General features: G+C 43.8%; 20 protein-coding genes. 13 read left to right on the forward strand and 7 right to left on the reverse strand.

Translation table 11 applies throughout. The features are described from left to right. Positions 1 to 399: 399 nt before the first annotated feature. On the reverse strand, positions 400 to 2,766 hold the full coding sequence (locus tag KSZ58_RS03105) for a CRISPR-associated helicase/endonuclease Cas3 (RefSeq protein ID WP_009269920.1): 2,367 nt from the start codon (positions 2,764 to 2,766) through the stop codon (positions 400 to 402). Positions 2,767 to 2,902: 136 nt separating this feature from the next. On the opposite strand from KSZ58_RS03105, the gene KSZ58_RS03110 reads away from it, so the two are divergent. Next, positions 2,903 to 4,783 carry a DUF2075 domain-containing protein gene (locus KSZ58_RS03110; protein WP_009269919.1) on the forward strand — a complete coding sequence of 627 codons (1,881 nt, stop codon included), beginning with the start codon at positions 2,903 to 2,905 and terminating at the stop codon, positions 4,781 to 4,783. Between the two features lie 65 nt (positions 4,784 to 4,848). Here the strand turns inward: KSZ58_RS03110 and KSZ58_RS03115 are convergent, their stop codons facing one another. Further along, positions 4,849 to 5,838, reverse strand: coding sequence for a P1 family peptidase (locus KSZ58_RS03115; protein WP_074747724.1), 990 nt, complete (start codon positions 5,836 to 5,838; stop codon positions 4,849 to 4,851). Between the two features lie 165 nt (positions 5,839 to 6,003). Here KSZ58_RS03115 and KSZ58_RS03120 point away from each other — a divergent pair, with 165 nt between their 5' ends. The 8 genes from KSZ58_RS03120 (at position 6,004) to alsE (ending at position 15,041) form a co-directional block, all read left to right on the forward strand. After that, a complete protein-coding gene (locus KSZ58_RS03120; protein ID WP_009269917.1) occupies positions 6,004 to 7,398 on the forward strand; it encodes an MATE family efflux transporter in 1,395 nt (464 codons plus the stop codon). Between the two features lie 771 nt (positions 7,399 to 8,169). Continuing rightward, positions 8,170 to 9,603, forward strand: coding sequence for a DEAD/DEAH box helicase (locus tag KSZ58_RS03125; protein ID WP_009269916.1), 1,434 nt, complete (start codon positions 8,170 to 8,172; stop codon positions 9,601 to 9,603). Positions 9,604 to 9,702: 99 nt separating this feature from the next. Continuing rightward, entirely contained in the window at positions 9,703 to 10,215 is a 513-nt protein-coding gene (locus tag KSZ58_RS03130) for a ferritin (protein ID WP_008816410.1), read from the forward strand. Positions 10,216 to 10,420: 205 nt separating this feature from the next. Continuing rightward, positions 10,421 to 11,053, forward strand: a complete 633-nt coding sequence (locus KSZ58_RS03135; protein WP_008816411.1) for a MerR family transcriptional regulator — start codon at positions 10,421 to 10,423, stop codon at positions 11,051 to 11,053. Then, on the forward strand, positions 11,031 to 11,699 hold the full coding sequence (locus KSZ58_RS03140) for an ABC transporter ATP-binding protein (protein WP_074747728.1): 669 nt from the start codon (positions 11,031 to 11,033) through the stop codon (positions 11,697 to 11,699). Before KSZ58_RS03135 ends, KSZ58_RS03140 begins: the two co-directional genes overlap by 23 nt. Further along, entirely contained in the window at positions 11,696 to 12,703 is a 1,008-nt protein-coding gene (locus tag KSZ58_RS03145) for a hypothetical protein (protein ID WP_008816413.1), read from the forward strand. The genes KSZ58_RS03140 and KSZ58_RS03145 overlap by 4 nt, the downstream gene beginning before the upstream one ends. 580 nt (positions 12,704 to 13,283) lie before the next feature. Next, on the forward strand, positions 13,284 to 14,276 hold the full coding sequence (locus tag KSZ58_RS03150; RefSeq protein ID WP_074747731.1) for a LacI family DNA-binding transcriptional regulator: 993 nt from the start codon (positions 13,284 to 13,286) through the stop codon (positions 14,274 to 14,276). Between the two features lie 63 nt (positions 14,277 to 14,339). Continuing rightward, the gene (alsE, locus tag KSZ58_RS03155) at positions 14,340 to 15,041 is read left to right on the forward strand and encodes a D-allulose 6-phosphate 3-epimerase (protein WP_008816415.1); all 702 of its coding nucleotides are present in this window, start codon (positions 14,340 to 14,342) and stop codon (positions 15,039 to 15,041) included. 235 nt (positions 15,042 to 15,276) lie between these two features. Here alsE and KSZ58_RS03160 read toward each other — a convergent pair whose 3' ends face one another. Together KSZ58_RS03160 and KSZ58_RS03165 are read right to left on the reverse strand one after the other, a co-directional pair. After that, positions 15,277 to 15,954: a DUF2461 domain-containing protein gene (locus tag KSZ58_RS03160; RefSeq protein ID WP_008816416.1), complete on the reverse strand. Its 678-nt coding sequence runs from the start codon at positions 15,952 to 15,954 to the stop codon at positions 15,277 to 15,279. Between the two features lies 1 nt (position 15,955). Next, positions 15,956 to 16,810, reverse strand: a complete 855-nt coding sequence (locus tag KSZ58_RS03165) for an RNA polymerase sigma factor (RefSeq protein ID WP_002606231.1) — start codon at positions 16,808 to 16,810, stop codon at positions 15,956 to 15,958. Positions 16,811 to 17,043: 233 nt separating this feature from the next. On the opposite strand from KSZ58_RS03165, the gene KSZ58_RS03170 reads away from it, so the two are divergent. Beyond that, a complete protein-coding gene (locus tag KSZ58_RS03170; RefSeq protein ID WP_233104416.1) occupies positions 17,044 to 17,688 on the forward strand; it encodes a transposase in 645 nt (214 codons plus the stop codon). Between the two features lie 70 nt (positions 17,689 to 17,758). On the opposite strand, the gene KSZ58_RS03175 is transcribed toward KSZ58_RS03170, so the two are convergent. Together KSZ58_RS03175 and KSZ58_RS03180 are read right to left on the reverse strand one after the other, a co-directional pair. Then, a complete protein-coding gene (locus KSZ58_RS03175; protein ID WP_002606229.1) occupies positions 17,759 to 18,445 on the reverse strand; it encodes a YitT family protein in 687 nt (228 codons plus the stop codon). After that, positions 18,414 to 19,130 carry a ribulose-phosphate 3-epimerase gene (locus KSZ58_RS03180; RefSeq protein WP_002606228.1) on the reverse strand — a complete coding sequence of 239 codons (717 nt, stop codon included), beginning with the start codon at positions 19,128 to 19,130 and terminating at the stop codon, positions 18,414 to 18,416. The genes KSZ58_RS03175 and KSZ58_RS03180 overlap by 32 nt, the downstream gene beginning before the upstream one ends. Before the next feature lie 228 nt (positions 19,131 to 19,358). Between KSZ58_RS03180 and KSZ58_RS03185 the strand changes: the two genes are divergently transcribed. Continuing rightward, complete coding sequence (locus KSZ58_RS03185) at positions 19,359 to 19,847, forward strand: PTS glucose transporter subunit IIA (protein ID WP_008816418.1); 489 nt, start codon at positions 19,359 to 19,361, stop codon at positions 19,845 to 19,847. A gap of 256 nt (positions 19,848 to 20,103) precedes the next feature. Here KSZ58_RS03185 and KSZ58_RS03190 read toward each other — a convergent pair whose 3' ends face one another. After that, positions 20,104 to 21,639 (reverse strand): transcription antiterminator, encoded by a 1,536-nt coding sequence (locus tag KSZ58_RS03190; protein ID WP_008816419.1) that lies wholly within the window; start codon positions 21,637 to 21,639, stop codon positions 20,104 to 20,106. A gap of 112 nt (positions 21,640 to 21,751) precedes the next feature. On the opposite strand from KSZ58_RS03190, the gene KSZ58_RS03195 reads away from it, so the two are divergent. Together KSZ58_RS03195 and KSZ58_RS03200 are read left to right on the forward strand one after the other, a co-directional pair. Further along, positions 21,752 to 23,113, forward strand: coding sequence for a Sapep family Mn(2+)-dependent dipeptidase (locus KSZ58_RS03195; RefSeq protein WP_008816420.1), 1,362 nt, complete (start codon positions 21,752 to 21,754; stop codon positions 23,111 to 23,113). Between the two features lie 103 nt (positions 23,114 to 23,216). After that, entirely contained in the window at positions 23,217 to 24,830 is a 1,614-nt protein-coding gene (locus KSZ58_RS03200; RefSeq protein WP_008816421.1) for a PTS transporter subunit EIIC, read from the forward strand. The last annotated feature ends 14 nt before the right edge of the window (positions 24,831 to 24,844 follow it).

The raw sequence follows: 24,844 nt of genomic DNA on the forward strand, positions 1-24,844 counted from the left end.
TTAAACAATAAATGATTCTAAAGGTTATATTCATAAAACCTTTATGTAGTAGCACATAGCCATCATCTTCATCTCTTCTTTTACAAGAGTTCTTCATGATTTACGATTCACACCTCCTAATTTGTAATAAAAATCTTGATTGAACACAGGATATAGAAAGCCCTTACATGCTTCCTATGGCATTATTATAACAAATAATTATACTAATAAGAAGATGAAAATATATGTAAGAAAATATGAAATGATTCGTAATTTTTTGATATGTTGTTATGTTTTTATTTTCTTTGACTTATTAAATTATTGACCATATAATAAGTATGTCAGTTATAAACTGTGGATTAAAATTTATTTGTGTATTTATGATTTATGTTTTAGGAAAGGCTAAATGCCTTTTTCTATTTACACAAACATATCCTCTAACTCCTTCCTAACCTCCAACCCTGTATCCTTCTTATAAAACCCATCCCTCAAAACCAGCATGCCGTTAAACTCAAGCTGATAAATCATATCTTCCTTCTCCAGCTCCTTATACTTGTGTTCATAAACATTCACCATAAAGCGCTGTGTCTTATCAAGCAGTCCATACTTTTCTGCATTGCTAATGGAACTATTCAGCTGATTAATCAATTTCTCGCCATCTTTGTACGGAACCAAAACACCAATACTCTGAGAATCAATCATTTCAAATTTTTCTCCCGCACTCTTTAATGCGTGCCCCAGACAAGGATGAGCAAGATCATCAGATTCCTTTTTACTCCCTATTCGCGAAAATAGATCAAATAAGGAAACTTTACGATTCTCAATCTTTGTTGAATATTCCGTATCCTGTCTGCGATCAAACAAATAGGAATCATAATACTGACGTATGAAGGGGAGTGTTAAAAGCTCATCCACACGGTTTCCCTCTTTGGAAGCATGTAGTTGTGATAATAAAATATCTGTTTCATTCTGTCCTTTTCTTACATCCTTAAGTTTTTCGATATGTTCTTCATTGGAATTGATGAGATAGACAGTCCCTAACTCTGAATTTTTACCATTTCTATTGCATCTGCCAGCAGCCTGAAGAATACTATCAAGTCCGCATAGGGAACGTATGACAACATCACAATCTATATCGACTCCTGCTTCGATCAGATTAGTCGCTATACACAACACAGTATCTTTTTGTTCCATATGCTCTTTTAAATCCTCCAATGTAAGATGGCGATGCTCCGGACACATGCTAGTAGATAAATGATATAGATGAAGTCCGTCTATTTCATGATGCTGCTCACAAGCTCGATATAAATTTAGTGCCTCTGCTTTTGTATTGACAATCACCAGCATGCTGCAGCCGGGCTGCAGCTTTTGAAATATAAAATCTGATAAATCAGCAATTGAATAGCCGCCCCTGCGACAGGCATCTTCTATATGGACACGCTTAAATTGTTCCTGCATTTCCTTTGTCTGTTTTACAATTTCAGATTCTGAAGCCAACTTGATAGGATAGGTGGTAGTTTCCAATAATGGCTGTGTTGCCGTACATAATACCACCGTAGTATTACAATTATAAGCAAGAAAGTTCATCATTTCATTAAACATCGATATTGTTTGAACTGGTATTTTCTGAGCTTCATCTATAATGAGTACAGAGTCGGCTAACTGATGAAACCTGCGTACATCCGTTGTTCGATCTTTAAACATCACATCGAACAGACGAACTGCTGTCGTCAAAATTACGGGCTTATTCCAGGAGGAACTGTAGTAATCATAATCTGTATATTGAGATGGGATAATATTGGAATGATGCTCCAAAACAAGATCTTCATTGAAAAATTGCTTCATCACTTCCGCATTTTGTTCCAATATGGTCTTAAAGGGTGCAACATAAATGATATGCTTCTTATGGTATTTTTTCGCATGATGTAGAGCATAACGAAGTGATGCGAGCGTTTTACCTGAGCCAGTTGGACAGGACAGACGATAAATACCAGGAGAATGGCTGCTAAATGCTTTACACTGATCAGAGATACTGGCACGCAATTCATTGATTGGATTGAAAGAGGAATTTGCAGTTATCTCAGCTAAATGACTCTCAAGCTTATCTGTTGCTGCTTGCCATATAGTATCTTCTGTATAAACGATTGTTTGTGTGTGTTCCATGAAATTGCGAGTATCTTCACGATCTCCATGAATTAGTAAAGACATGAGAAGTCGTTGTAAAGCTCCAATATAAAAATAATAGTCCTTCGCATCTTGAGCCGTTTTTTGCTTCATGAAATTTGCAAGATAGACCGAAAGTTCCTTATGCGCTGCACGGAAAAGATTTTCCAATTCCTCTGTGGAAATAAAGTCATTCATAAAGGCGGTAATGTGTTCCATATCCAATGCTTTTTTCGGATAACACCGGCTGCGCAAGGCATTATCACCATGCACATTTATGAAATCACATAACCCATGATGAGAAACAATTGCATTTGCTAACATGAGTTTTACCAGACACTCACTCATATCACTGTAAGATCTGCACACCTCAAGCAGAATCTGCGCGCCGGCTGATGAATGATTAACCTTGGGAAGAAATATATTTTCCATTGCTGCTTTTGTTATGTACTTCTGAAATTCCCTGGAAGCCTTGCCGCAATCATGCAAAAAAGCAGTCAGCTTCATGCAATTTGTCAGACCTCTTGCAGCTGCATATTCTTTAATCGCTGTAAAGGTATGTTCGCTGTGCTCCTGTAATGACTGCATTTCCTGATTGCTATTTATATGTGCCAATATGTTCATGCTCCCACCCCTGTCTATTCCATAATAGCGCTTACATGAAGGCGTGTCAATATCAATGTTTCATTGAATAAATTGATAACTAAGGTATAATGTAAGAGAATGGTAAAATAGCCTGTACTTATGGAGGTAATTAAATATGTTAATATACGAAGGGACAAAATATGATTTCAAAATGGATATGGACCTTGATAAAATACCTCATCTTTTAGAGGAAAAGCTTTATGAGCGTATGCACATCCATACGAGTAAAAAAGAAGTAACCTCGTGGAAAAATTCACTTCAATATATGTACAAGGTATTGAATGACCCTACTATACCGGATACCTGCGGAGTAGCTATTGAATATAATATTCCAAAAACAAACAAGCGTGTGGATTTTATTATGTCCGGATATAATCATGATGGGAAGGCAAGTGCTATTATCATCGAGCTAAAGCAATGGGAGCGTGTGGAAACGGTATTCAACCGCGAGGATTTGATAAATACCGAGGTAATGACAGCGCTGGGAAAAGGAGTGCATCGTGTTGTACATCCCTGTTATCAGGCCTGGTCCTATGTACAGCATATGAATGATTATATCGAAGAAGTAGGGAAAAAAGACATACAGCTGTACCCTTGTGCATATCTGCATAACTATGATTTAAAGAAAGAGCAAAATATCATAAATCCAATTTACAATACATGTATTGAGAAATCACCATTATTCACACAGGGAGAAATTCCTAGACTGCGGGAATTTATCAAAAAGCATTTAAAACAAGGGGATCGTAAGGAGGTGCTGTTTCTAATAGAGAATGGCAGAATTCGACCCTCCAAGAGCCTTCAGGACTGCATTTCTTCTATGCTGGATGGTAATCAGGTATTTACGATGCTAGATACACAGAAAGTGGTCTATGAAGAAATCCTTTATATGGCTAAATTGTGTCAAAAGGATAAAAGGAAACGGGTAATGATTGCAAAAGGCGGCTCAGGAACAGGGAAGTCCGTGATTGCTGTAAATGCGATGGTGAATCTGCTGAAGGAAGACATGTTTGGACAATATATAACAAAGAATGCGGCTCCACGCAACGTGTATATAGATAGACTTGCTGGTAAAATGAAGAAAAACAAAATCAAATCACTGTTCGCTGCACCGGATAAATTTTATCAGCAGCAACCAAATGATTATGATTTTTTGATTGTGGATGAAGCGCATAGATTACGAGAAAAATCAGGTATGTTTCAAAAAGGTGAAAACCAGATACAGGAGCTGATAAGTTCATCACTCTTTACCGTTTTCTTTATCGATCCCTATCAGCGTGTTCATTTTCGTGATTTTGGAAGTATCTCCGAGTTTCAGAAACAGGCACAGCTACAAAATGCAGAGGTTATACAATATGAATTACATTCACAGTTTCGCTGTAACGGATCGGATGGATATCTTGCCTGGATAAGAAATATGCTGCAGCTGGAAGAAACAGCAAATTTCAATTTCAAGGATATCAGCTTTGATTTTCGTGTCATTGATGATCCAAATGAATTAAGAGCTATGATTTGTGAAAAAAATGATGAATCAGGGAAAGCCAGAATATTGGCGGGATACTGCTGGGAGTGGGAAAAAGCCGGTAGAAGTGATCCGAATCACGATGACATTGTAATTGGTGATTTCAAAATGAGCTGGAATCTGGATGCTGGTGATCCATATGCAATAAGTCAGGGATCTGTTCATCAAGTAGGGTGCATTCATACTACACAGGGGCTTGAATTTGATTATGTAGGAGTTATTATTGGTGAAGATCTTCGTTATGAAAACAATGAGCTTGTGACTGACTACAGGCAAAGAGCGAAAACGGATTCTTCTGTAAAGGGGCTGAAAAAGCTGTATCGTGAGAATCCGGAGAAGGCAAAACATATTGAACGACAGATTATACTGAATACGTATTACACGTTGATGACAAGAGGAATGAAGGGGTGCTATATCTATTGCTGTGATTCAGAACTGCAAAAGTACATCAAAATGTCAATAGCAGATGCATAGTCAAAAAGGGTTAAGCAATTTCAAGCATCACCCTTTCTCATTCTTGATACTGTTCACTAACAGTCTCATCCTTTCTTCATTTCTGCTACAGTATCCTTTAAGCTATACCTGCAATGGCCCTCTCTTCCGACTACCGTTTCCGCAGCGTCCAGAGAGCTTTGTATCGCTTCCTCACAGGCTTCGATGCCAGCACGGAAAACCTTGTCAATCTGCTGCTCATGAAGAATAGTTTGCGATATAAATGAGCAATCAGCGGAATGAGGAATTTTATTTGCTGTGGAAAAGGCAATCGCAATATCGCCACTGCCATTTCCCAGATGTGAACCAAGGCGGGCGAGTGCCACCGGCATACGTTTGCATACACGCTTCAGCTGTCTGTCGGACATTGGTATATCTGTTGCCAGGATTATTATAATACTGCCCTGCTCCACCTGTTCCTTCACAGAATCATGAAAGGATACGTTTTCCTTGATATAATCATTCTTTAATCCGAAATTAGATAAGACGAGAAGCCCCACCGTATATTCTTCTCCATTCAATTCCAGCACTCTTGACGCGGAACCGATACCTCCCTTCATTTCGAAGCAACTCATACCGCGACCTGCTCCCACAGCCCCAAGTGCAAAATCCTTCCCTGCATCCGCAATCGCCTCATATACATTTGACTCCTGAATGCTGCATGCCCGTATATCATTCAGATATCCGTCATTGCATTCCCCAACCACTACATTCACAGTGCCGCTCGTCGTACCGATTTCCGGATGATCCTGCAGCATATAGCGCACCAATGCCTGCTGAACAGTCCCCACACACAGCGTATTTGTCAATGCGATCGGACTTTCCAGTACACCAAGCTCCTCCAGCTGTATCAATCCGCCGGTCTTTCCAAAGCCATTGATCACATGGCATGAAGCTGTCAGCTTCTCACGAAAAATATCACCCTCTGTCGGCAGGATTACCGTAACACCGGTCTGTACGTTACCCGCCGCTATTGTTTTATGTCCGACACGGACGCCTTTAACATCCGTTATCTTATTTCTATAACCCTTTTTCATATACTCACCTCGCATTATAAGGATATCACATGCAGCATACTGTTTAACATTTATTTATGAAAAAGAATGAAACACACCGTCTTCTTATTTTTTCACCCCTCTATATCTATAGGCGAAGGGTAGAAAATATGCTATGATATAACAATACAGAAAGGGGAGATACCGATGCAGGAAAAGGGTATATTACAGGGAAATCTGACAAAGGCATTGCTGCGCATGGCTGTACCGCTGTTCGTGCTGAATCTGGTCAACTCCCTCTACAATATCATTGATACCTTCTGGGTCGGACAGCTTGGTGAGCTTCAGGTTGGCGCCGTTTCGCTTGTCGGTCCTATTATGTGGTGTGCACAAAGTGTTGCCATGGGGCTTAGTGCGGCTGCGATTGCTTTACTATCCACGCGGCTTGGGGCCAATCAAAAGGGGGACGCCTGTCGTTTCGCTACTGCTCTTCTATACTTTGCGATAGGCTTTGCCATTGTACTGAGCATAGGAACACTGCTTCTGCTGCATCCGATTCTAAGCTGGCTGGATACCCCGAAGGAAATTTATGATGCCAGTTATCAATATCTGCTCGGAATTTCCTTTGACTATATCGGCCTTCTTATGCTGAACCTCTATATGGCAATGCGACAGAGTGCGGGGGACAGCCGATCCGGTGTAAAGCTGAATATGTGCGCTTCCCTGCTGAATGCTATTATGGATCCGATATTCATTTTTGTTTTTCACTTCGGTATCCTTGGTGCTGCGATTGCCACGGTTGTATCCAAGCTGGTTATGGTACCGATTGCATGGCGGCGTCTGCATGATAAAGCCTTTCCTGTACATATCGATTTTCGGGCATATCCGTTTCATGCAGCGGATGGAAAAATCATACTGAAGCTTTGTATACCTGCCGCAAGCGGTCAGTTTCTTGAAAATCTGGGCTTTGTCATCATGAACAAATATATCGTCTACTATGGTGCTGTTGCCATATCGGCATACGGTGTCGGCGCAAAAATGGTGACGCTTGCCTATATTCCCGTCATGTCGATCGGAGCTGTACTGGCAACCTTTGTCGGTCAGAATCTGGGAGCCGGCAATACAGAGCGTGCACGAAAGGCATTTCATACAGCGATGAAGCTGTCAACACTTTTCTCATCTACTCTGACCATTATCGGAATGCTCGTAATCACACCGTTTATACACTTGTTTGTACCAAACGCATCTACGCAGCTTATGGAGCTAACACAGGAATATGCATTTTTTGCCTTGCTGTGCGGTGTTTTCATGGGATGGTATATCAACCTGAATGATGGCGTGTTCAATGGCTCCGGTCATACGAATTATACCTTTATCTTATCCATGATGCGTCTTTGGGCATTCCGCATTCCGATGATTCTGCTGTTTCATCGCTTTACGAGCCTTGGCATTACAGGAATATGGCTGGCAATGCTGCTCAGCAATATCTTTGAATGTATACTGGCACAAGCCATTTATCTCAGACATCGCTGGGAGCACTCCGCGATTCTTACAGAAACAGAAAAGATACAGCCTTCAGAAGAAACTGTAAAAGAAATATAAAGGGCACCCATGCAACAGCAGGGTGCCTGATCTATATTACACAGCGCGATACTGCTGTGGGAAGTTATCGGATAAAGTTTTCCTCACGGTATCCCAGAAACAGGATACATGCGATAGCTTCTGCAATTTCTATGAATTTATTCATGGTAGCGTCCCTCCTGTCTTACACCTATAGTATACCGGAAGAACTTTGCTTCGTCGTGTGAATTTACTTACACTTTGCTTACAATCCTGTTAGCTGATTGACAGGCTAATCGTTTATTTCGTTCTGTATAACGTCGCATACAGACAACATCATATTCTGATTTTATTGTTAAGCAAATACCAATAATCATACTGTTCCTTACATCTTATATAAAATCCTGTGCATTTCATTCAGAATCAGAAAGCAACATGAGTATCCGCAGCCATTCTCCTTTTACATAGCTGCCGTGGTTGTTGCTTCATTTGATTAAGGCTGAAAACAGGTAAGCAAAAAAAAGCGCCTCTTGGCGCCTATTGCAATGAAAAAGGAAAGATGTCAAATCAGATGTTCAGGCATGATATCCAAAGAATGCCAAACAGAGTGCAGTGCCAATCCAGCTCAACAGCTTTTTCATCTCCATCTCCTCCTTCTTTCTATCTGCATTATATCGTATGCACACTGGTTTGTCGTGTGTTTCTGCTTACAGCAAGATTACAGTTTTGTAATATTTCCTGCAGACTGTCTTTGCGTTTCCATACGTTATCCCGTATAATAGGTAGGAAAGCTGAAACATATAGGTGATAAACATGAAATTTGAAGATTATAAGCTGGATGCCTCCATCTGTGAGGCTCTGCATACACTGGGCTATCAAAGTCCGCTGCCGGTACAGGAGGCTGTCATACCGCTCATGCTGGAAAAGAAGGATATTCTGGTGAAATCCAGAACTGGAAGTGGAAAGACCGCATCCTTTGCGATACCTATCATACAGGACCTGATCTGGGAGGAACGCTCACCTCAGGCTTTGGTACTGAGTCCGACCAGAGAGCTTGCCCTGCAGATCAAGGGAGAATTTGATAACATCGGTGCCTATAAGCGCATTAAGACGGCTGCCGTATTCGGGAAGCAGCCTTTCCGTTTTCAGGCACAGGATGTAAAGCAGCGGACCCATGTTGTCGCAGGAACACCGGGAAGAGTGCTTGACCATCTGGAGCAGGGAACCCTTCGAACAGAAAAAATCCGCTATATCATTATCGATGAAGCGGATGAAATGCTGAATATGGGGTTTATCGAAACTGTCCAGAAGATATTCTTTCGTCTTCCAAAAAACGCGTCTGTCTGCATGTTCTCCGCAACACTGCCACAGGAAATACAGGAGCTTGCACATGACTTTCTGAAGCAGGCGGAAGTTGTGGAAATCGAGTCGCAGACCTCCGTCAGTGAGCTGATGCATCATTATGCATACCGTTTGAAGGAACACGAAAAGCCGCAGGCACTGCTGAAGCTGTTATGCAGGGAGCTTCCCGAATCCTGTATCATCTTCGCAAAGACACAGGAGCATGTTCGCGAAATATGCCGTATGCTGTATGATAAGGGCATCAGTGTCGATCAGCTGCACGGCGGTATGCTGCAGGAGGATCGACTGGAAAATATGAAGGACTTTCGTTTAGGGAAGCTTCGTATTTTAACCGCTACGGATGTTGCCGCAAGAGGCATTGATATACAGGATGTTACGCATATTATCAATTACGATATGCCAAATAAAAAAGAGACCTACATACACCGTATCGGCCGTTCTGCAAGACTGGATCGAAGCGGTACCGCGATATCCTTTGTTTCACAATATGATGATTTCCGCCTTCAGGAGCTGGAAGAATATCTGGGGAATGCACTGGAGTTTCATGACAGCAGTGAGCTTGAAGCTGTTATTGCGGACGCTGAGACATTGAGAAAGCTGGGAACTCCGAAATCTCAAAAAGAGGAAAAAGGGAAGGAACTGCGCAAGGATATGATGAAGCTGTATCTTGGCGGAGGGAAGACAAAGAAAATCCGCCCTGGGGATATCGTTGGTGCCATTTGTGAAATAGAAGGGGTCTGCGGGGATGATATCGGCGTCATCCAGGTACAGGATCATCAGTCCTATGTGGATATACTGCATGGTAAGGGCTTGCAGGTGCTGCGTGCGCTGCGTCAGAAAACCATCAAGGGCAAAAAGCTGAAGGTGGAGCGCGCAAAGGAGTAGTCATACAGCTGTCACAAATTGTAAAAAAATGTAAAAAGGTACTTCCGGATTCAAACCATACAGAGTATACTTATACTATAAGACACAGGAGGTATGATTATGCTTGATAAAAAAGTATCCGAATTGCTGAATGATCAGATTAACAAGGAGCTGTACTCCGCATATCTGTATCTTGATTTCTCTCTCTATTATCAGGAGCAGGGGCTGGATGGCTTTGCCAACTGGTACATGATTCAGACGCAGGAGGAACGCGATCATGCAATGCTGCTTCTGCAGTATTTGCAGAATAACGGGGAACACATCACACTGAAACAGGTGGATAAGCCGGATAAAGTATGCAGTGCCTTAAAGGATCCGCTGGAATTTGCGTTGGAGCATGAGCGCTATGTAACCAGCCTGATTCATACAATTTATGATGCTGCACATGAGGTGAAGGACTATCGCACGATGCAGTTTCTGGACTGGTTTGTAAAGGAACAGGGTGAGGAAGAAAAGAATGCAGAGGATATGGTGAAGAAATTCGAATTATTCGGCACAGATCCTAAGAGTTTGTACATGCTGGATAATGAAATGGCTGGCCGTGCATACAGCGCACCTTCTCTGGTATTATAAGAGAAACACACAGTTGTCTGTAAGAGATGATTCTTTTACAGACATTTTTGTATTCTTGCATGATGCCGCTCTGTCTATTGGTGTTATGCCTGTTTTCTGTAATTATTCAGGCAAACTTTATTAAATTTGTATAAATTAAGCATAAGCTATTGACCGTTCCCCTGGGGACTGCTGTACAATAGCCTCAAACATGAGGTGATAGAATATGAGAATTCAGGAGATTGCGGATACAACCGGATTAAGTAAAAAAGCAATCAATCTGTATGAGAAAAAGGGATTGCTGCAGGTTATACGGGATGAGAACGGCTATCGCTGTTACACACAGGAGCATGTCCGTATTCTAATGCGGATAAAAATATTGCGAAGAATGGATGTTTCGCTTGCGGATATCGAACAACTGCTGCAGGAGAAAAATATGCAGCTGCTGGATATGCAGAAGGAACAGCTGGAGAAAAAGCTTGCGCAGTGTGAGCTGCAAAATCTTTATATGCAAAGAATTGCAGCCTTACTGGAGGAAGAACATACAGAGCTGCTTCAGTCTGCGGATCGGGAAATGGAGGAAGCATGGGAAGAGGTTCAGGAACCGCAGCCCGATAAGCGCAATGTTTCTTCATTTATTGTTGTGGAGGTCATGCTTGCGACGCTTCTGCTTGATAATGGAAATATGTTATATGCCGTGATTGGTGCCATGCTGCTAGTTCATGTGTTTTATGTTATTGGGAAAGCTTCCTCCTGTCTGGAAAGTCCACTGGACTATTTGCTTTATATGGGGATACGGAGGGTACGTACCCTGTATACAAAAAGGAGAGTGTGCAATGAAACAGATCACACTGAATAAGGTAGGCTATGCCTATGATACGGAATGGATTTTAGAGGATTTGAATCTGACGATACAGCAGGGAGACGGGTGTATACTGCTGACCGGGAAAAACGGAGCAGGAAAGAGTACGCTGTTAAATGTGGTCTGCGGTTTTCTGCCGCCGGATTACGGGAACCTTTCACGTGGTGGAATGACAATTGGATATCTGCCATATGAACATCCTCTGTATCGCCATTTAACCGTATTGGAAAATCTGCGATATTTTTACCGCTGCTTTCATGGCAAAAATCTGGATGTGCAGGACGCAGCTGTACAGGAGGTTCTGCAGGCACTGTCGATTGATTATCTAAACCAGCGCATGGACCAGTGCAGCTCCGGACAGGAACAGAAGGCGGGGATTGCCTGTATTCTGCTCAGCAATGCGGATATGATTATCATGGATGAGCCGTTTGTTGCCATAGATGCGAAAAGCAGTGAAGGTCTGTGTGAGCTGATTTCAAAAAAGTGTGAGAACACGGTATTCCTGATTACCAGTCATATCTCATCCGGCATTTTGCCTGTTGTGAATCGGCTGCTGGCATTGGATGGTCACCATCTGGTTCTGGATACGAAAGACCATAGGAAAATCATGCAATATTTCCAGCCGGAGGAGGATGCTGTATGATTCGCTATGAGCTGCTTCGTATGCTTCGCAACCGAAAATGGAAGTATCTGATTCCTGCCGCTTTGCTTGCCTATATCTACATCAGTGGAGTAAGCAGCTTTACGGTGACAGAGGGCAGTATATATCAGGATCAGCAGATACAGGCTGCAGCATGCTTGGTATCCTTTCTGTTTCTCAGCATTGTTTATCAGATTGCATGGGAAGAAGAACCACCGCTTTCCTGGCAGGTGCTTCTGGCTTTTCCCCTTACCTGCCGTAAAAGCTATCTCTGCAAATTGTGTATACTATTGCTGTTCCAGCTCCCTGCCGCTGCTATCGGTATTGGTGTTTATGCAGTGATACAGAAAACAATCGCATCGCCTTTTCTCACCTTTCTGCTCTGTATACAGCTGCTGTATCTGACAGGCTTTCTTTATGGCTGCTATAAAACCTCACAGGGCTATCTGGCAGCCATGGGGACCATCACGATTATCAATGTTACGAAGCGACTTGTTCCTGTTTTTATCATCTTCTGTATGTTGAATGGTAAAGCGTGGAGTGCGGCGTTTGCCATTCTGTGGCCGTTGATATTGCTGTTCTGTCTGAGTGTCATCATCGGATTATGGATTCTCCTTCCGGTATGCATGCGGCGTAAGCTGCATCAGGAAATGGTTTTGAGCAATCTGTTTCCCAATCTGAAATTCACTCCGGGACAGCTGATGCTGATGCAATACCGGAAGGGTGCAGATCGGCTTTTGCAATTTATCTTTCGCAAATGTGACACACACAGCCGTTCCTACTGGAAGAGGTGCGCTGTTATTGAGGTAAGCATAAAGCTGCATGCCTTCTCTTTTGCATTGCTTCTCTTTTTCCTGGCATGGTTCATGATAAGCCTGAATTTACTGATACTGATGGCAGCTGTGATATGTCTGCTTCATGTAATATACTGTCTTTGCTTGGAAAGCAGAACAATGCATGCTGTCTGCATAAAGGATACCGGGCATATGCAGAGAAAGAGGAGCTGAACTACACACAATAGCGGGAGTAGGTATAATGTGTTAACTGTAATCAGCTCCTGCTTTGTGCAATAGATTTAACCATCAAAATCCATGACCGTATTATTGTCAATTTCCGGTTCTTATTTACCTTGTTTTTCATCAAAGACAAAAGGATCAGTTTCATCCTTGGTGATGCACTGATTCCTTTTTGCTCTCATGATGATACGGACTGTCCATTTAAAAAGAATTGATGGCACTGTTTTTCGTATAGAAAACACTGCATGTAAAACAGCCCAAGAAATAAAACCATACAGGATATTCTATGGTTAATCATATTGCTGAAAATGATGAATCCTGTCTGTCAGGTCTATTTTGTTATCCCGACGGCTATACTGCTGTGAAATAAACACGCCTCAATATTGCACGCTCTCATTTCTTCCCTTGTTTATATGATCTCTTATATAACGGTTTTCCTTATGATATGTCCGCATAGCATAATGGCGGTGTACTTTCGTCATTCTCCTGCTGCTTCTGTATTGACATCCACTATTATTTTAGCTATGATATACATGTGTTAGTTAAACGTTTACGTAAAGGAGGTGTCGATGTGGAACAGCATAAATATAATATTATTGATATCGCACGTCTGGCGCAGGTGTCCACCGCTACAGTTTCCCGTGTGCTGCATGAAAAGGGCGGTTATTCCAAGGAAACGGAGACCCGTGTGCGCAGAGTCATTGCGGAATGCGATTTTCAGCTTAATAAAAATGCACAGGGCTTGCGGACGCAGAAAAGCAGGAATATCGGTGTTATCGTGCCGGATATCACCAATGAATTTTTTGCGAGAATCATCCGTTACCTGGAACTGTTCTTTCTCAAACATCAGTATTCTGTTTTGATATGTGATTCCCATGAGGATATTGAAATCGAACAGCTGCATATCCGCAATCTGAAGGAGCAGCAGGTAGAGGGTATCATTTATATCTCAGGAAGGAATGCAAATCCGATACAGGAATCCGCATTTTCCATACCGATCGTCTATATTGACCGAAAGCCGGAGGATGTGCACATCTTTGTACATTCCGATAATCGGCAGGGAGGATATCTTGCTGCCAGAGAATTGATCGAAAAGCAGTGCCGCAGCATTCTGTTTTTAAGAGATCAGAAGAAAGCGTCCACGATTCGGCAGAGAAGAAGCGGCTACCTGGAAGCGCTGGAAGAAGCGGGGATAGCGTTTCAGGAATCTTGGGAAATCATGACGAAAAGCGATTATGCCAGTGTATTCAAAACAGTCACTAACCTGCTTATGCAGAAAGGCTGCTTCTTTGACGGCGTGTTTGCGACTAATGACAATATGGCACTGGCCTGTCTGCACGCATTGCATGCACAGCATATTCAGGTTCCCGATCAGGTGAAAATCGTCGGCTTTGACAATGTCTCCATTTCACAGTTCTGTCACCCGGCACTGACTACGATTACACAAAATACAGAGCTGATGGCGGAGGCGGCAGGAGACGCGCTGTTGAAGCGGATTCATCATGAGCTGGATAAGCAGGAATTTATCATACCGGTTTCTCTTTGTGTAAGGGAATCAACCTGAGCTCACGTAGGTGAGCTTTAAAAAAAGAGGATACGTAAACGTTTACTTGAAGGGGATATACGTATGAAGCCTATGTTCAGTCCGTCTCTCATGTGTATGGATTTATTGAAAATCAGAGAACAGATTCAAGTTCTGAATCTGCATGCGGATTTTTATCATATTGACATTATGGATGGTCATTTCGTAAAGAATATTACATTATCTCCGGATTTTGTCAAAGCAGTAGCCCGCGTCAGCAGGGTACCGCTGGACTGTCATTTAATGGTAACGCATCCGGATGACTATATCACCATGCTTGCCCAGGCAGGAGCCACCTTTCTTTCGCCGCATGCAGAAACCATCAACACGGATGCCTTTCGTATTCTTCATAAGATTCATGAGCTTGGATGCAGGACCGGTATTGTTTTGAATCCGGCAACTCCCCTGTCCTATATCCGGCATTATCTTCATTTACTTGACAAAATCACCATTATGAGTGTTGATCCGGGCTTTGCCGGACAGGCTTTTATTCGCGAAATGCTGGATAAGATAAAAGAAGCGAAGGCGCTTAAGCTGCAGCATGGCTATCGGTATCTAATCGAAGTGGATGGCTCCTGCAATGCAGCAACCTTTCAGGAGCTGCGTCAGGCAGGGGTGGAAGTATTCATCGTGGGAAATTCCGGTCTGTTTCAGCTTGACGATAATTTGCATGCGGCATGGGAAAAAATGCTTGCGCAGTTTCATGGGGAAATAGATAAAACTCAGCATTTGCGAAAACAGCTGTAGAGGCAGACTGTCATAAAGTCAGCATGCAGGCAAAATAAGCAGAGGCATCCATGTAAAATGGGAGCTTCTGCTTATTCTGTAGTATCATTTATAAAGTCATTTACAGCTTCGTCTTGCACAGATATGTATGCTGTGAAAAATGAATGAGTGCAATGTCATATATACAGCATCATGACAGCAGCACCTTTCCATAGCCATCTATAAGCATGTTTCTTTCTGATATCCATACATATCTCTATCGCTGCGGGAACTGAAAATCCTGCAATGCCGTATTCATAAAATCATGAAACGGCTTCATTGCATGAAACAGGGTGCAGGCCAGTGTGAGAAACTTCTCGCGGTCTTCCACCTCATTATCCATGAGCGGATATTCAAGACACCAGCTTTTGTGGCAGAGATAGGAGGCCATGCTGTGGTCAGGATCATACCCCTTGGGAACACGCTTCAGCTTTGTCCCTGTAATTGTGAAGTGATCCTTAAACGAAGGAGCTTCGATAATGGCGGAAAACTCTTCCGGCTTTGCGGCAATCGCATCACGCATCATGGCTGTTGCGTCCTTGAACATATCCGCGAACAATCCTCCTCCCAGAAAGCTTTGATTATCCGGCATTAGATGAATATAATATCCAACCGGTATGGGAAGCTTCCCCTTTGCGGAAATATGTGCGCGAAATGCAGGCAGATACGGAGTTTTATCTTTACTGAAACGGGTGTCGCGCACCTGTTTGAAGGTCAGCTCTTTCGGCGCAAAGCCGTTAATGGAGGAATCGAAGCATGCAATGCGCTCCATCAGCTCCTGTAAAAGCTCCTCAAACTCCGCTTCTGCTTCCTTCCGCAGCTCCTTGTGACTTTGAAACCAGTCCCGCTGGTTGTTTTTCTGTAGCTGGCGCAAGTATTCCATCATAATAGACATATCAGGCCACCTCCTTTGCATTCTGTACCTTTTTCATGACCTCTGAATCCACCAGCTCCCTTAACAGCTGTTTGGCGTCCATTGTACAGCGAAAGGCAGGCAGCTGATCGAAGCTGTCCATAATCTCCTCCAGCTCCTCCATATGATCACAGAATTCATTCAGAATCCGCTTATCCAGTGTTTTCAGTCTGCTGTATTCCAGATTCTGCGGCTCAAGACGGTGTGTCATAACTGCGTAGGGAATCCGCTTATCACACTGACAGAATCCATTGGATACTGCTCCGCAATAGGTGCTTAAAAAAGAAGCCATGCGCTTTCTTGCCCGAGATAAGCGCTGCCGGTATGCTTCCGGAGTCATATCCAGAATTTCTGCGGCACTTTTACTGTCAATGTGAAACATAGTCCCGAGAATGTAAATGCAGCGATCCTGCGGCTTCAGGCATTGCAGCATGACATTGGTACAGGAGAGCTTCAGCTCTCTTGCGGCCTCCTCCCTCGTACATCCCGTCAGGGCTTCTTCTTCATCCGGCACATAGCTTGCCCGCAGATCATTTGCATAAAAATCAAAATCCAGGGGATGCGCTGCGAACATGCTTCTTTTTACATCCATCAGATAATTCACAGCGATACGATACACCCAGGTTTGAAATCTGCTTTCTTTGCGAAAGGTGGAAATACTGGTCATAACCTTAATGAGGATTTCCTGAGCGGCATCCTGTGCATCCGCTATGGTTCCCAGCATACGCAGTGACAGATTGAATACCATATCCTGTATTTCTGTCAGAACCTCCTCCAGTGCAAGGCGATCCCCCTGAACCGCCTGATCAATTCGTTTGTTTAATTCCTCCTGCTGCATAATATCAGCCTCCTTTACTCTTCCTATAATTAGACGGAAGTGTGTGCACATTGTGACAAATTCTTACTCTTAGTGTAAAAGTATTCTGGAGAATGTCAAGCAGTCCATAGTCACATCTTATATCAGCCATACATTACAGGTTATAAAATTACGTAGTTTAAAGAATATCGGCTGCTTTATACAGATATAGAAGAGTAGCCGGCATAGATATTGGTGTCGATAATCTGACAGCAATTGCGTTTACGAGCGGACACCGCCCTGTGCTGATAAAAGGAAATGAAATAAAAGCAGTCAATCAATACTTTAACAAACAGATCGCACATTATCGCTCACTGCTAAGAACTGGAAAGAAGGATAGCAAAGGCATCCATCAAACAAAACGAATGAAACGTATCAGCGAAAAGCGAAATCGACGTGTAAAGGATATCCTGCACAAAGCATCAAGAAAAATAATAGATCTATGTGTGAAGGAAGGAATCGAAGTTATCGTCGTAGGGAATCATGCGGGTTGGAAGAAGCGTATCCATATGGGGAAGAAGAACAATCAGACATTTGTTCAGATACCGTTTCATACGCTGATCGAAATGATCAAATACAAAGGAGAAGCGGCAGGAATCAGAGTCGTGGTCTGTGAAGAAGCAATACAATCGAAGGCTAGTTCCATTGACGAGGATCAAATACCAGTCTATGGAAACGATGTAACACACACCTTCACAGGGAAAAGAATCAAGCGAGGATTGTACAGAAGCAAAAACGGCATTCTAATGAATGCCGATATCAATGGAGCAAGCAATATCATACGAAAAGTATATCCATGTATGCCAGAGCGAGAGCGATGGAGTAGAGGTACGGTGAACGTGCCAGTTACGTGTATCTGAACACGAACAAAACGTTTTGATGGATGTGTAAGCATTCATTAGAAGCCCCTGCTCTTTAGCTGGCGGTAGTTCACGCACTCAGCTTATGCTTTGTCACAAAGCTGATCGTCTGGATGATGACCATCAGAGACAGGAAGCTGAATACGGAGATCAATGCATTCTGTGTAATCACACCGGAGGCAATCACAACAGAGCCATCCAGGAAGAACAGAATCACACTGACCTTTAGGAATTTAAAAACATACTGAATCAACAGCGCTATGACATCCGTACCTCCGGTTGCACAGGCGTGGTTTAAGGCGATACCGATGGCAGCCCCAACCAGCAGTCCCCCGAGAAGACCGGCAACCGCCAATTCCAGAAGCGGATGGATATCCAGAAGGAACTGTGTTGTATGAATGGAGGGAATTAATTTCATAAACAGCGGTGTTGCCAGTGTAATATACAACGTTTTGATACCAAAGCTTTTCCCCAGTACGATGGTGGATAAGATCAGCAGCGGTATGGAGATACAAAGAGACATCGTGGAAACCGGAATACCGAATACGGTGGAGCAAACCAGGGAAAGACCGGTAATACCCCCCGGTGCCAGTCCGGTCGAGGTGAAGAAGAAATTAACCGCAACAGCGGTAATGGCAGCAGCAAACGTGATCCATCCGTAATCCTTCACCAGTGTCAGGATGGAGCTTTCTTTAAAAGAACTCTCAGCGGGAGAGTTCTTTGTATTATTCAAGACCGTATTTTTCTGCTGCTGCATCGATTGCGGCTCTGCATTTCTTCACACCAGCTGCTGCTCCATCTGGATCCTTGAAAATAGCACTGGACAGAACGATGACATCCGGATTGCATTCAATCAGCTTGTCCATATTATCGGCACGAAGACCACCGTCAACCGCCAGCTCACATTTTGGATTTTTCTCGTCAATCATCTTGCGTGCACGCTGTACAAGATCAATGGCACTCTTTCTCCATCCCCAGTTGTCTTTTCCATCGGTTTCATCTACACCGTGTGTTACGATGTGCAAACGGTCAATATCATAAATGCTTTCCTCAACGAAGCATAACGGTGTATAGCAGCCCAGTGTCAGACCAACCTTGATGTGGCGTTCACGGCACCAGTTGATGATATAAGCCAGTTGTGCGCCGATAAAGTGCTCCGCAGGAATGATCAGCATATCTGCTCCCGCCTCGTCAATCTGTTCGATGAACATTCTGTCCATACTAACTGTATAAATGTGACATTCGATCGGCTTGTCTGTCTCCGGACGAATACCCGCGATAATCTGATGACCACCCATCAGCTTCATGTTTTGAAGATCGTGCATGTCAGCTGCGTCAGAGTGAATATAGTCAACTCCGGCATCACTGACTTCCTTAACCAGATCCGCAATTCTTCCATAATTAACGTGTGCAAGACCAGCTGCAATTTTGATATGTTTCATAAGTAAGTTCCTCCTTCTTTTCGCACCCTTATTGTACGCTACTTCGCTGAACTTCCGCAATCGCAGGATGTGGAAACGCCATCCGTATCAATAAGGCAATTTATAAACATTGCTGTAAGAAATTACCACATAGAAAAGGCTGCGAAAATAACAGTGAAATGATTGTAATACATGCAGGAAACAGGTAAGATATACTTGTAATAAATATTTCATCAGGAGGTATGACATATGTTCGGATTTAGAAAGAAAGAAAAGAGCAGGGAGGAGCTTCTTGCTGTTGTGGACGGAACACTGATTCCGATTGAAGATGTAAAGGATCCTGTATTTTCTCAGAAGATGATGGGAGACGGCTTTGCCATCGCTTCTACAGGTGATACCGTATATGCATGTGCCGATGCAGATATAACCATGCTGTTTCCCAGCAACCACGCAGTCGGTCTTACTTTGAAAAACGGTATGGAAATTCTGATTCATGTCGGAATCGATACGGTAAACGAAAACGGAAACGGCTTCACCTGTCTGTGTGAGCAGGGGAAGCACGTGAAAAAAGGTGAGCCGCTGTTGAAAATGGATCGTGAATATCTGTTATCAAAGGGATATGATCTGAGTGTTATCGTCATTTTCACAAATAAAGACAGCTATGCGGAATTCCGCAGAGAGGAGCCTGTCGAAGTTAAGGGTGGAGAAAGCGTCGCAGTAACCTATACACTGCCATAAAAGCGTGGCGGCTTGTAGACGGTATCACTTCAGGGGACATAAAAAGGGAAGTATGATTTTATTGTATATCAATAGAATCACAGCTTCCCGATTTTCATTTACACAGATAGTGTTATTCAACAGCTGTACAGCCCTTGTGCTGTATTCCATTTAGCGTTTACAGGGCTTTTTCGTTTCATCGGAAATGCACCTGAAAACAGAGGATATCGTTTCTGTGCTTCCTATGCATAAGCTCCTGCGGGCAAGGGAATATGATTTATTCCTGTGCTGCCGATTTAAAATTATAAGGATCGTTTTTCACCTTGTAATATTCGCGAATCACATCCTTTAGGCGCAGAATGTCGTAGTCATGCAGCAGGGAATTGACCTGCAGTATGGTGACATCTGTATGCAGATTGAGCTCCAGTGTGCTGATGATCAGATCAATATCACTGATATCGCACTCATAAATGGAAAAGAAGGTTTCCTGGGAGATGATGTCGATTTCCGGTATCTGGGCACTGAGCTTTCTACGCAGCAGATTTCCGGCTCCCACACCGCCGTGAGCAACTAATATGGTTTTCAGCGGCTGCTTCATATTTTCCAAAGAGGCTGCCAAGTGTAAGGCGAGAAAGCCGACCTCATCGTCACTCACATTACAGTGGAAATGCTCTTCTATAACGGAAACGCTGTTTCTTGCCACCTGAAAGGTACGTTCATAAAGCGTATGTATTTCCTGCATCAACGGGTTTTCATTGGGGATGCCGTGACGAAAACGGATAATGGCAGGACACAGGTGGTCATATACAGACTGGCACAGTGCTTCATCCCGGTCAAAGGGCAGATGCAGCTGTTCGCTCCAGGAGGTAAGCAGAGCATCACTCAGCATACGCGCTTCCTGTTGTTCCTGTTCACTGAGATCGCGGCTGTTTTGCAGGGCGAGAAAATAGACCTGCAGATAGCGTATTTCCACATCCGGAATCTGCAGCCGGTAATGATTGGCCAGCCGGTCGCACAGCTCGCGTGCTTCTTTATAGAATGGCTCCTTTCGCAAATCCTCGATGAAGGAAGTCGAAAGATGGACAATATGGCGATCTTGAATGCGCAGATAGGTGACAAATGCTCGCAGCAGGACAAGCACCATGGAGGGAAAGGTCAGGGAATTGATATACGGATTGCCCCAGCGGAGAATACAGCCGGTAAAGTCCTTGACCTCGTCATCGGTAACCTCCAGCCCGGGAAATACATAGGAGCCGTCACAGCGGTAATCATCCCGCCGTATGATATCAATAAACATTTGATAGCCATTGTCACGCAGCATCAGCTCCAGCAGAAAATTACGTATATTCTTTTCCTTGCCTTCCATACTGATTCCGTTGTTGTTCTTGCGATGCAATGCGATTTTGAAGGTTTCCAGATCCTTTGTCAAGGAGAGAATGTCCTTGTGAATGGTGGCACGGGATACAAACAGCTGTTCACTCAGCTCATAGATGCGGCAGCTGTCAAAGGCACTCAGCTGCATCCCGATAAAAATTTTACGTGCCTGTGGGGAATAATCGGCAAGCGTTTTATTTTTCTCCCGTACACTTTCCAATACGTGCAGCTTGTCCCTGACTTTACCGTCAATACGGATACCGACGCCGGTTTTTTTAATCAGCTTGAGGTTGTTTTCCTCGAGATACTGATCCACGATCTGGAGGTCATTGCGAATCGTCTTGTTGGATACGGCAAGCTCTTCGGAGATTTTATCAATCGTGATATAGGAGTCCTGCTTCAACAGAACATCCACAATTTTCATGATTCGTTTATTCATAAGCGTGCACCCTCGCTTTCACTTGCAACTATACGTGTGAAACGCTGTTCTGTCAAGAATGACAGCGGCAATTTCATGTGGAATTTATAACCATATAAGGAGGTATAACATAATGAAAACTATCTATGATACAGGAAAAAGAACGAGTGAGCTGCTGCAGGATTTAAAGCAGCTGGTGGAAATTCCTTCCGTCCGTGATGAGCGCACTGCAGGTTCATCTGCCCCGTTTGGCAAAGAGATACGGAATGCAATGGATGTTTTCCTGCAGATTGCTCAGCGGGAGGGCTTTAGCGTCCATGATTTTGACGGCTATGCTGTAGATGCCCAACTTGGTGAGGGAGATGATTATATCGGCGTGCTGGCTCATCTGGATGTGGTGGAAGCAGGAGAACGCTCTCACTGGCACGGCGATCCCTTTCAAATGCAGGAGATAGACGGTATGCTGTACGGCCGGGGAGTCAATGATGACAAGGGACCGCTGCTGGCAGCTTTATATGCAATGGCCCGTATCAGGCAGGAAGGTCGTACACTGTATCATCCGATCCGCCTCATTGCCGGAGGGGCTGAGGAAACAACATGGGAATGCATGGAGCATTATTTCAAGCATAACCCGCAACCAATCTTCGGCTTTTCACCGGATGGCAACTTTCCTATTGTCAATGGAGAAAAGGGGATTTTGCAGGTACGCTTCCTGCTGAATGCAGATTCGGATATCAGCCTGCACTGCAAGGAGCGTCTGCATATCGTCTGTGATGATTTACAGGTGATTGTTCCCAAGGGCAGTGATGTCAGCTTTGTTGAGCGTACCAATCTGATTGAGGTTATGCAAGATGGCATAAAAATCACCTATCGTGGTGTACGTGCACTTTCCCGCAATCCGCAGCGCGGGGATAATGCTATTTTCAAATTTGTTAAGGATTTTCACGGACACCTCGATCAAGCAGGCTCTCTGTATCCGATGGTGAATATGATATACGAGAATTTTCTTGATGATTTTTACGGTAAGAAAAGCGGTTTGTATCATGAGGATGCTGCCATGGGCTGCGGCTCTGTTTGTTTGATGTCGCTGAATACGCAGGATGGACAGCTGGAGCTGTGTGTCGATGTGCGTTATGTGCGGTCAACGGATGAGCAAAGCCTTCTTCATACTTTACGCAAAACGGCACAGCATTATGGCTGTGAGCTTGAGGTTTTACGCCATAAGCGTCTGCTCTACGTCGCAGAGGACAGCACTTTGATTCAGAGTCTGAAAACAGCATATCACAGGGTTATGAAGGAAGATGCTGCGGTGTTTACCAAGGGGGGAGCCTCCTATGCCCGCGTTCTGGAGCACGGGGTGGCATTTGGTGCGACCTTTCCTGATGAGGATCCCCGCCCTCATATGCCCAACGAATGTATGCCTGTGAAGTCGCTGTTAAAAGCGAGTGACATCTACTATGAGGCACTTGTGGAACTGGCATGTACAAAAAGGTGATGAAAAATTACCACAATAATAATGAATTACCGTAACTCATTGCATTCTTTTTCAAATTGGCGGACATGCTAAAATGAAAGCGTAAACAAAGGAGGAACAAGCTATGAAAAACATTCAGGCAAAACTTCAGACATTTGCCGGGGCAATGATGGTTCCAATCATCCTGCTTGTGCTCGTTGGTTTCTTCGTGGGTATCGGTAGTGCATTTACAAACTACATCCTGCCGGAAGGAAACATCCTGTACAATCTGTTCACCATGATCACCAATCTGGGATTCATGTTTATGAACAATCTGCAGCTATGGTTCGCCGTGGCAATTGCCTTCACTCTTGCCAAGAAGGAGAAAGGATGGGCAGCATTTGCGGGACTGATCTTATTCTTCTGCTTTATGAGAGGAATTGAAGGCTGGGCTGCGCTGGAAGGATGGACCGCTGAAACCACGACTGTTGACGCACTGGTAAAAAGCGGTTATACACAGCAGGCTGCCTTGAACTTCAATGCTTTATGGTCAAGCTCTTTGGGGATTTATTCATACAACATGGGAATCTTCTCCGGTATTGTTACCGGTCTGATTGCTGCAGGACTGCACAACAAATTCGTTGATACAAAGCTGCCGGCAATGTTCGGATTCTTCGCAGGAACAAAATTCGTTATTATTATGGTCGCTCTTGCTTCTATTCCACTGGCAATCGCATTCTATTATGTATGGCCGTATGTCGCAGGTGCTCTGCAGAGTATCACCGGCTTCATCCGTACAAGTGGTCTGCTGGGAACCTTCGTGTTCGGTACACTGGATAAGATGCTGCTGCCATTCGGTATTCACCATCTGATTGCATTCCCGATCGAATATACAAAGGTCGGCGGTACGATGATGATCGACGGTGTGATGTATGAGGGTGTTAAAAACATTATCAACGGTCAGGCTGCAAGCGCAAGTGCAACCGGCTATATCACAAGAAACTTCACCAACGGACGTCTGCTGTTCCAGCTGGCTGGTCTGCCGGGTGCCGCGTTTGCTATGTATCGCTGTGCAAAACCGGAAAATAAGAAGAAGGTAGCATCACTGCTGGTGCCGTCTGTCTTCACGCTGGCAATGGTTGGTATTTCAGAACCGATTGAGTATACCTTCCTGTTTGTTGCACCTGCACTGTACTGGCTGGTATACGCTCCATTGTGCGGTCTGTGCTATGTCGCAGCGGAAATCACAAATATTTCCATCAATGGAACTGCGCTGTTCTTCATGATTCCAAACCTGTTCCAGCCGCAGAAGGTACATGCCATGAGCGCATTGTGGCTGCTTCCTGTAACCTTTATCGTATACTACTTTGCATTCAAATTCGCAATTACGAAATTCAACCTCAAAACACCTGGTCGTGATGACGAGGGTGAAATCAAGCTGATGAGCAAAAAAGAATACAATGAAATCAAAAACAGCGGTAAGGACGAAGCGAATGTCTCTTCCGCACCTGAGGATGCACTCGAGGTTCGTATTATTGAAGCTCTTGGGGGAGCGGACAATATTGAAACCGTAACCTGCTGTGCCAGCCGTCTTCGTGTTACAGTCAAGGATGATTCCCTGATTGCACCGGATACAAGCTGGAAAAATTATCTGGAGGCTATCGGCGTTGTACGCGGAAAGAACTCTGTTCAGGTAATATATGGTGTTCGTGTAGTAAATATTACAACAAAAGTAAAGGATTATCTGCATTTAGACTAACCATAATAGAGGAG

This window comes from Erysipelatoclostridium sp. DFI.2.3 (assembly GCF_019132535.1).
Taxonomy (GTDB): Bacteria; Bacillota_I; Bacilli_A; order Erysipelotrichales; family Erysipelotrichaceae; genus Clostridium_AQ; species Clostridium_AQ innocuum.

Bases quoted from the DNA above. Each gene is read 5' to 3' on its own strand.
- KSZ58_RS03110 (WP_009269919.1), top strand. From the start codon at position 2,903: ATGTTAATATACGAAGGGACAAAATATGATTTCAAAATGGATATGGAC.
- KSZ58_RS03135 (WP_008816411.1), top strand. From the start codon at position 10,421: ATGAGAATTCAGGAGATTGCGGATACAACCGGATTAAGTAAAAAAGCA.
- KSZ58_RS03190 (WP_008816419.1), bottom strand. From the start codon at position 21,639: ATGAATAAACGAATCATGAAAATTGTGGATGTTCTGTTGAAGCAGGAC.
- KSZ58_RS03130 (WP_008816410.1), top strand. From the start codon at position 9,703: ATGCTTGATAAAAAAGTATCCGAATTGCTGAATGATCAGATTAACAAG.
- KSZ58_RS03120 (WP_009269917.1), top strand. From the start codon at position 6,004: ATGCAGGAAAAGGGTATATTACAGGGAAATCTGACAAAGGCATTGCTG.
- KSZ58_RS03115 (WP_074747724.1), bottom strand. From the start codon at position 5,838: ATGAAAAAGGGTTATAGAAATAAGATAACGGATGTTAAAGGCGTCCGT.
- KSZ58_RS03165 (WP_002606231.1), bottom strand. From the start codon at position 16,810: ATGCAGCAGGAGGAATTAAACAAACGAATTGATCAGGCGGTTCAGGGG.
- KSZ58_RS03180 (WP_002606228.1), bottom strand. From the start codon at position 19,130: ATGAAACATATCAAAATTGCAGCTGGTCTTGCACACGTTAATTATGGA.
- KSZ58_RS03185 (WP_008816418.1), top strand. From the start codon at position 19,359: ATGTTCGGATTTAGAAAGAAAGAAAAGAGCAGGGAGGAGCTTCTTGCT.
- KSZ58_RS03145 (WP_008816413.1), top strand. From the start codon at position 11,696: ATGATTCGCTATGAGCTGCTTCGTATGCTTCGCAACCGAAAATGGAAG.
- KSZ58_RS03160 (WP_008816416.1), bottom strand. From the start codon at position 15,954: ATGTCTATTATGATGGAATACTTGCGCCAGCTACAGAAAAACAACCAG.
- KSZ58_RS03195 (WP_008816420.1), top strand. From the start codon at position 21,752: ATGAAAACTATCTATGATACAGGAAAAAGAACGAGTGAGCTGCTGCAG.
- KSZ58_RS03105 (WP_009269920.1), bottom strand. From the start codon at position 2,766: ATGAACATATTGGCACATATAAATAGCAATCAGGAAATGCAGTCATTA.
- alsE (WP_008816415.1), top strand. From the start codon at position 14,340: ATGAAGCCTATGTTCAGTCCGTCTCTCATGTGTATGGATTTATTGAAA.
- KSZ58_RS03125 (WP_009269916.1), top strand. From the start codon at position 8,170: ATGAAATTTGAAGATTATAAGCTGGATGCCTCCATCTGTGAGGCTCTG.
- KSZ58_RS03175 (WP_002606229.1), bottom strand. From the start codon at position 18,445: ATGCAGCAGCAGAAAAATACGGTCTTGAATAATACAAAGAACTCTCCC.
- KSZ58_RS03140 (WP_074747728.1), top strand. From the start codon at position 11,031: ATGAAACAGATCACACTGAATAAGGTAGGCTATGCCTATGATACGGAA.
- KSZ58_RS03200 (WP_008816421.1), top strand. From the start codon at position 23,217: ATGAAAAACATTCAGGCAAAACTTCAGACATTTGCCGGGGCAATGATG.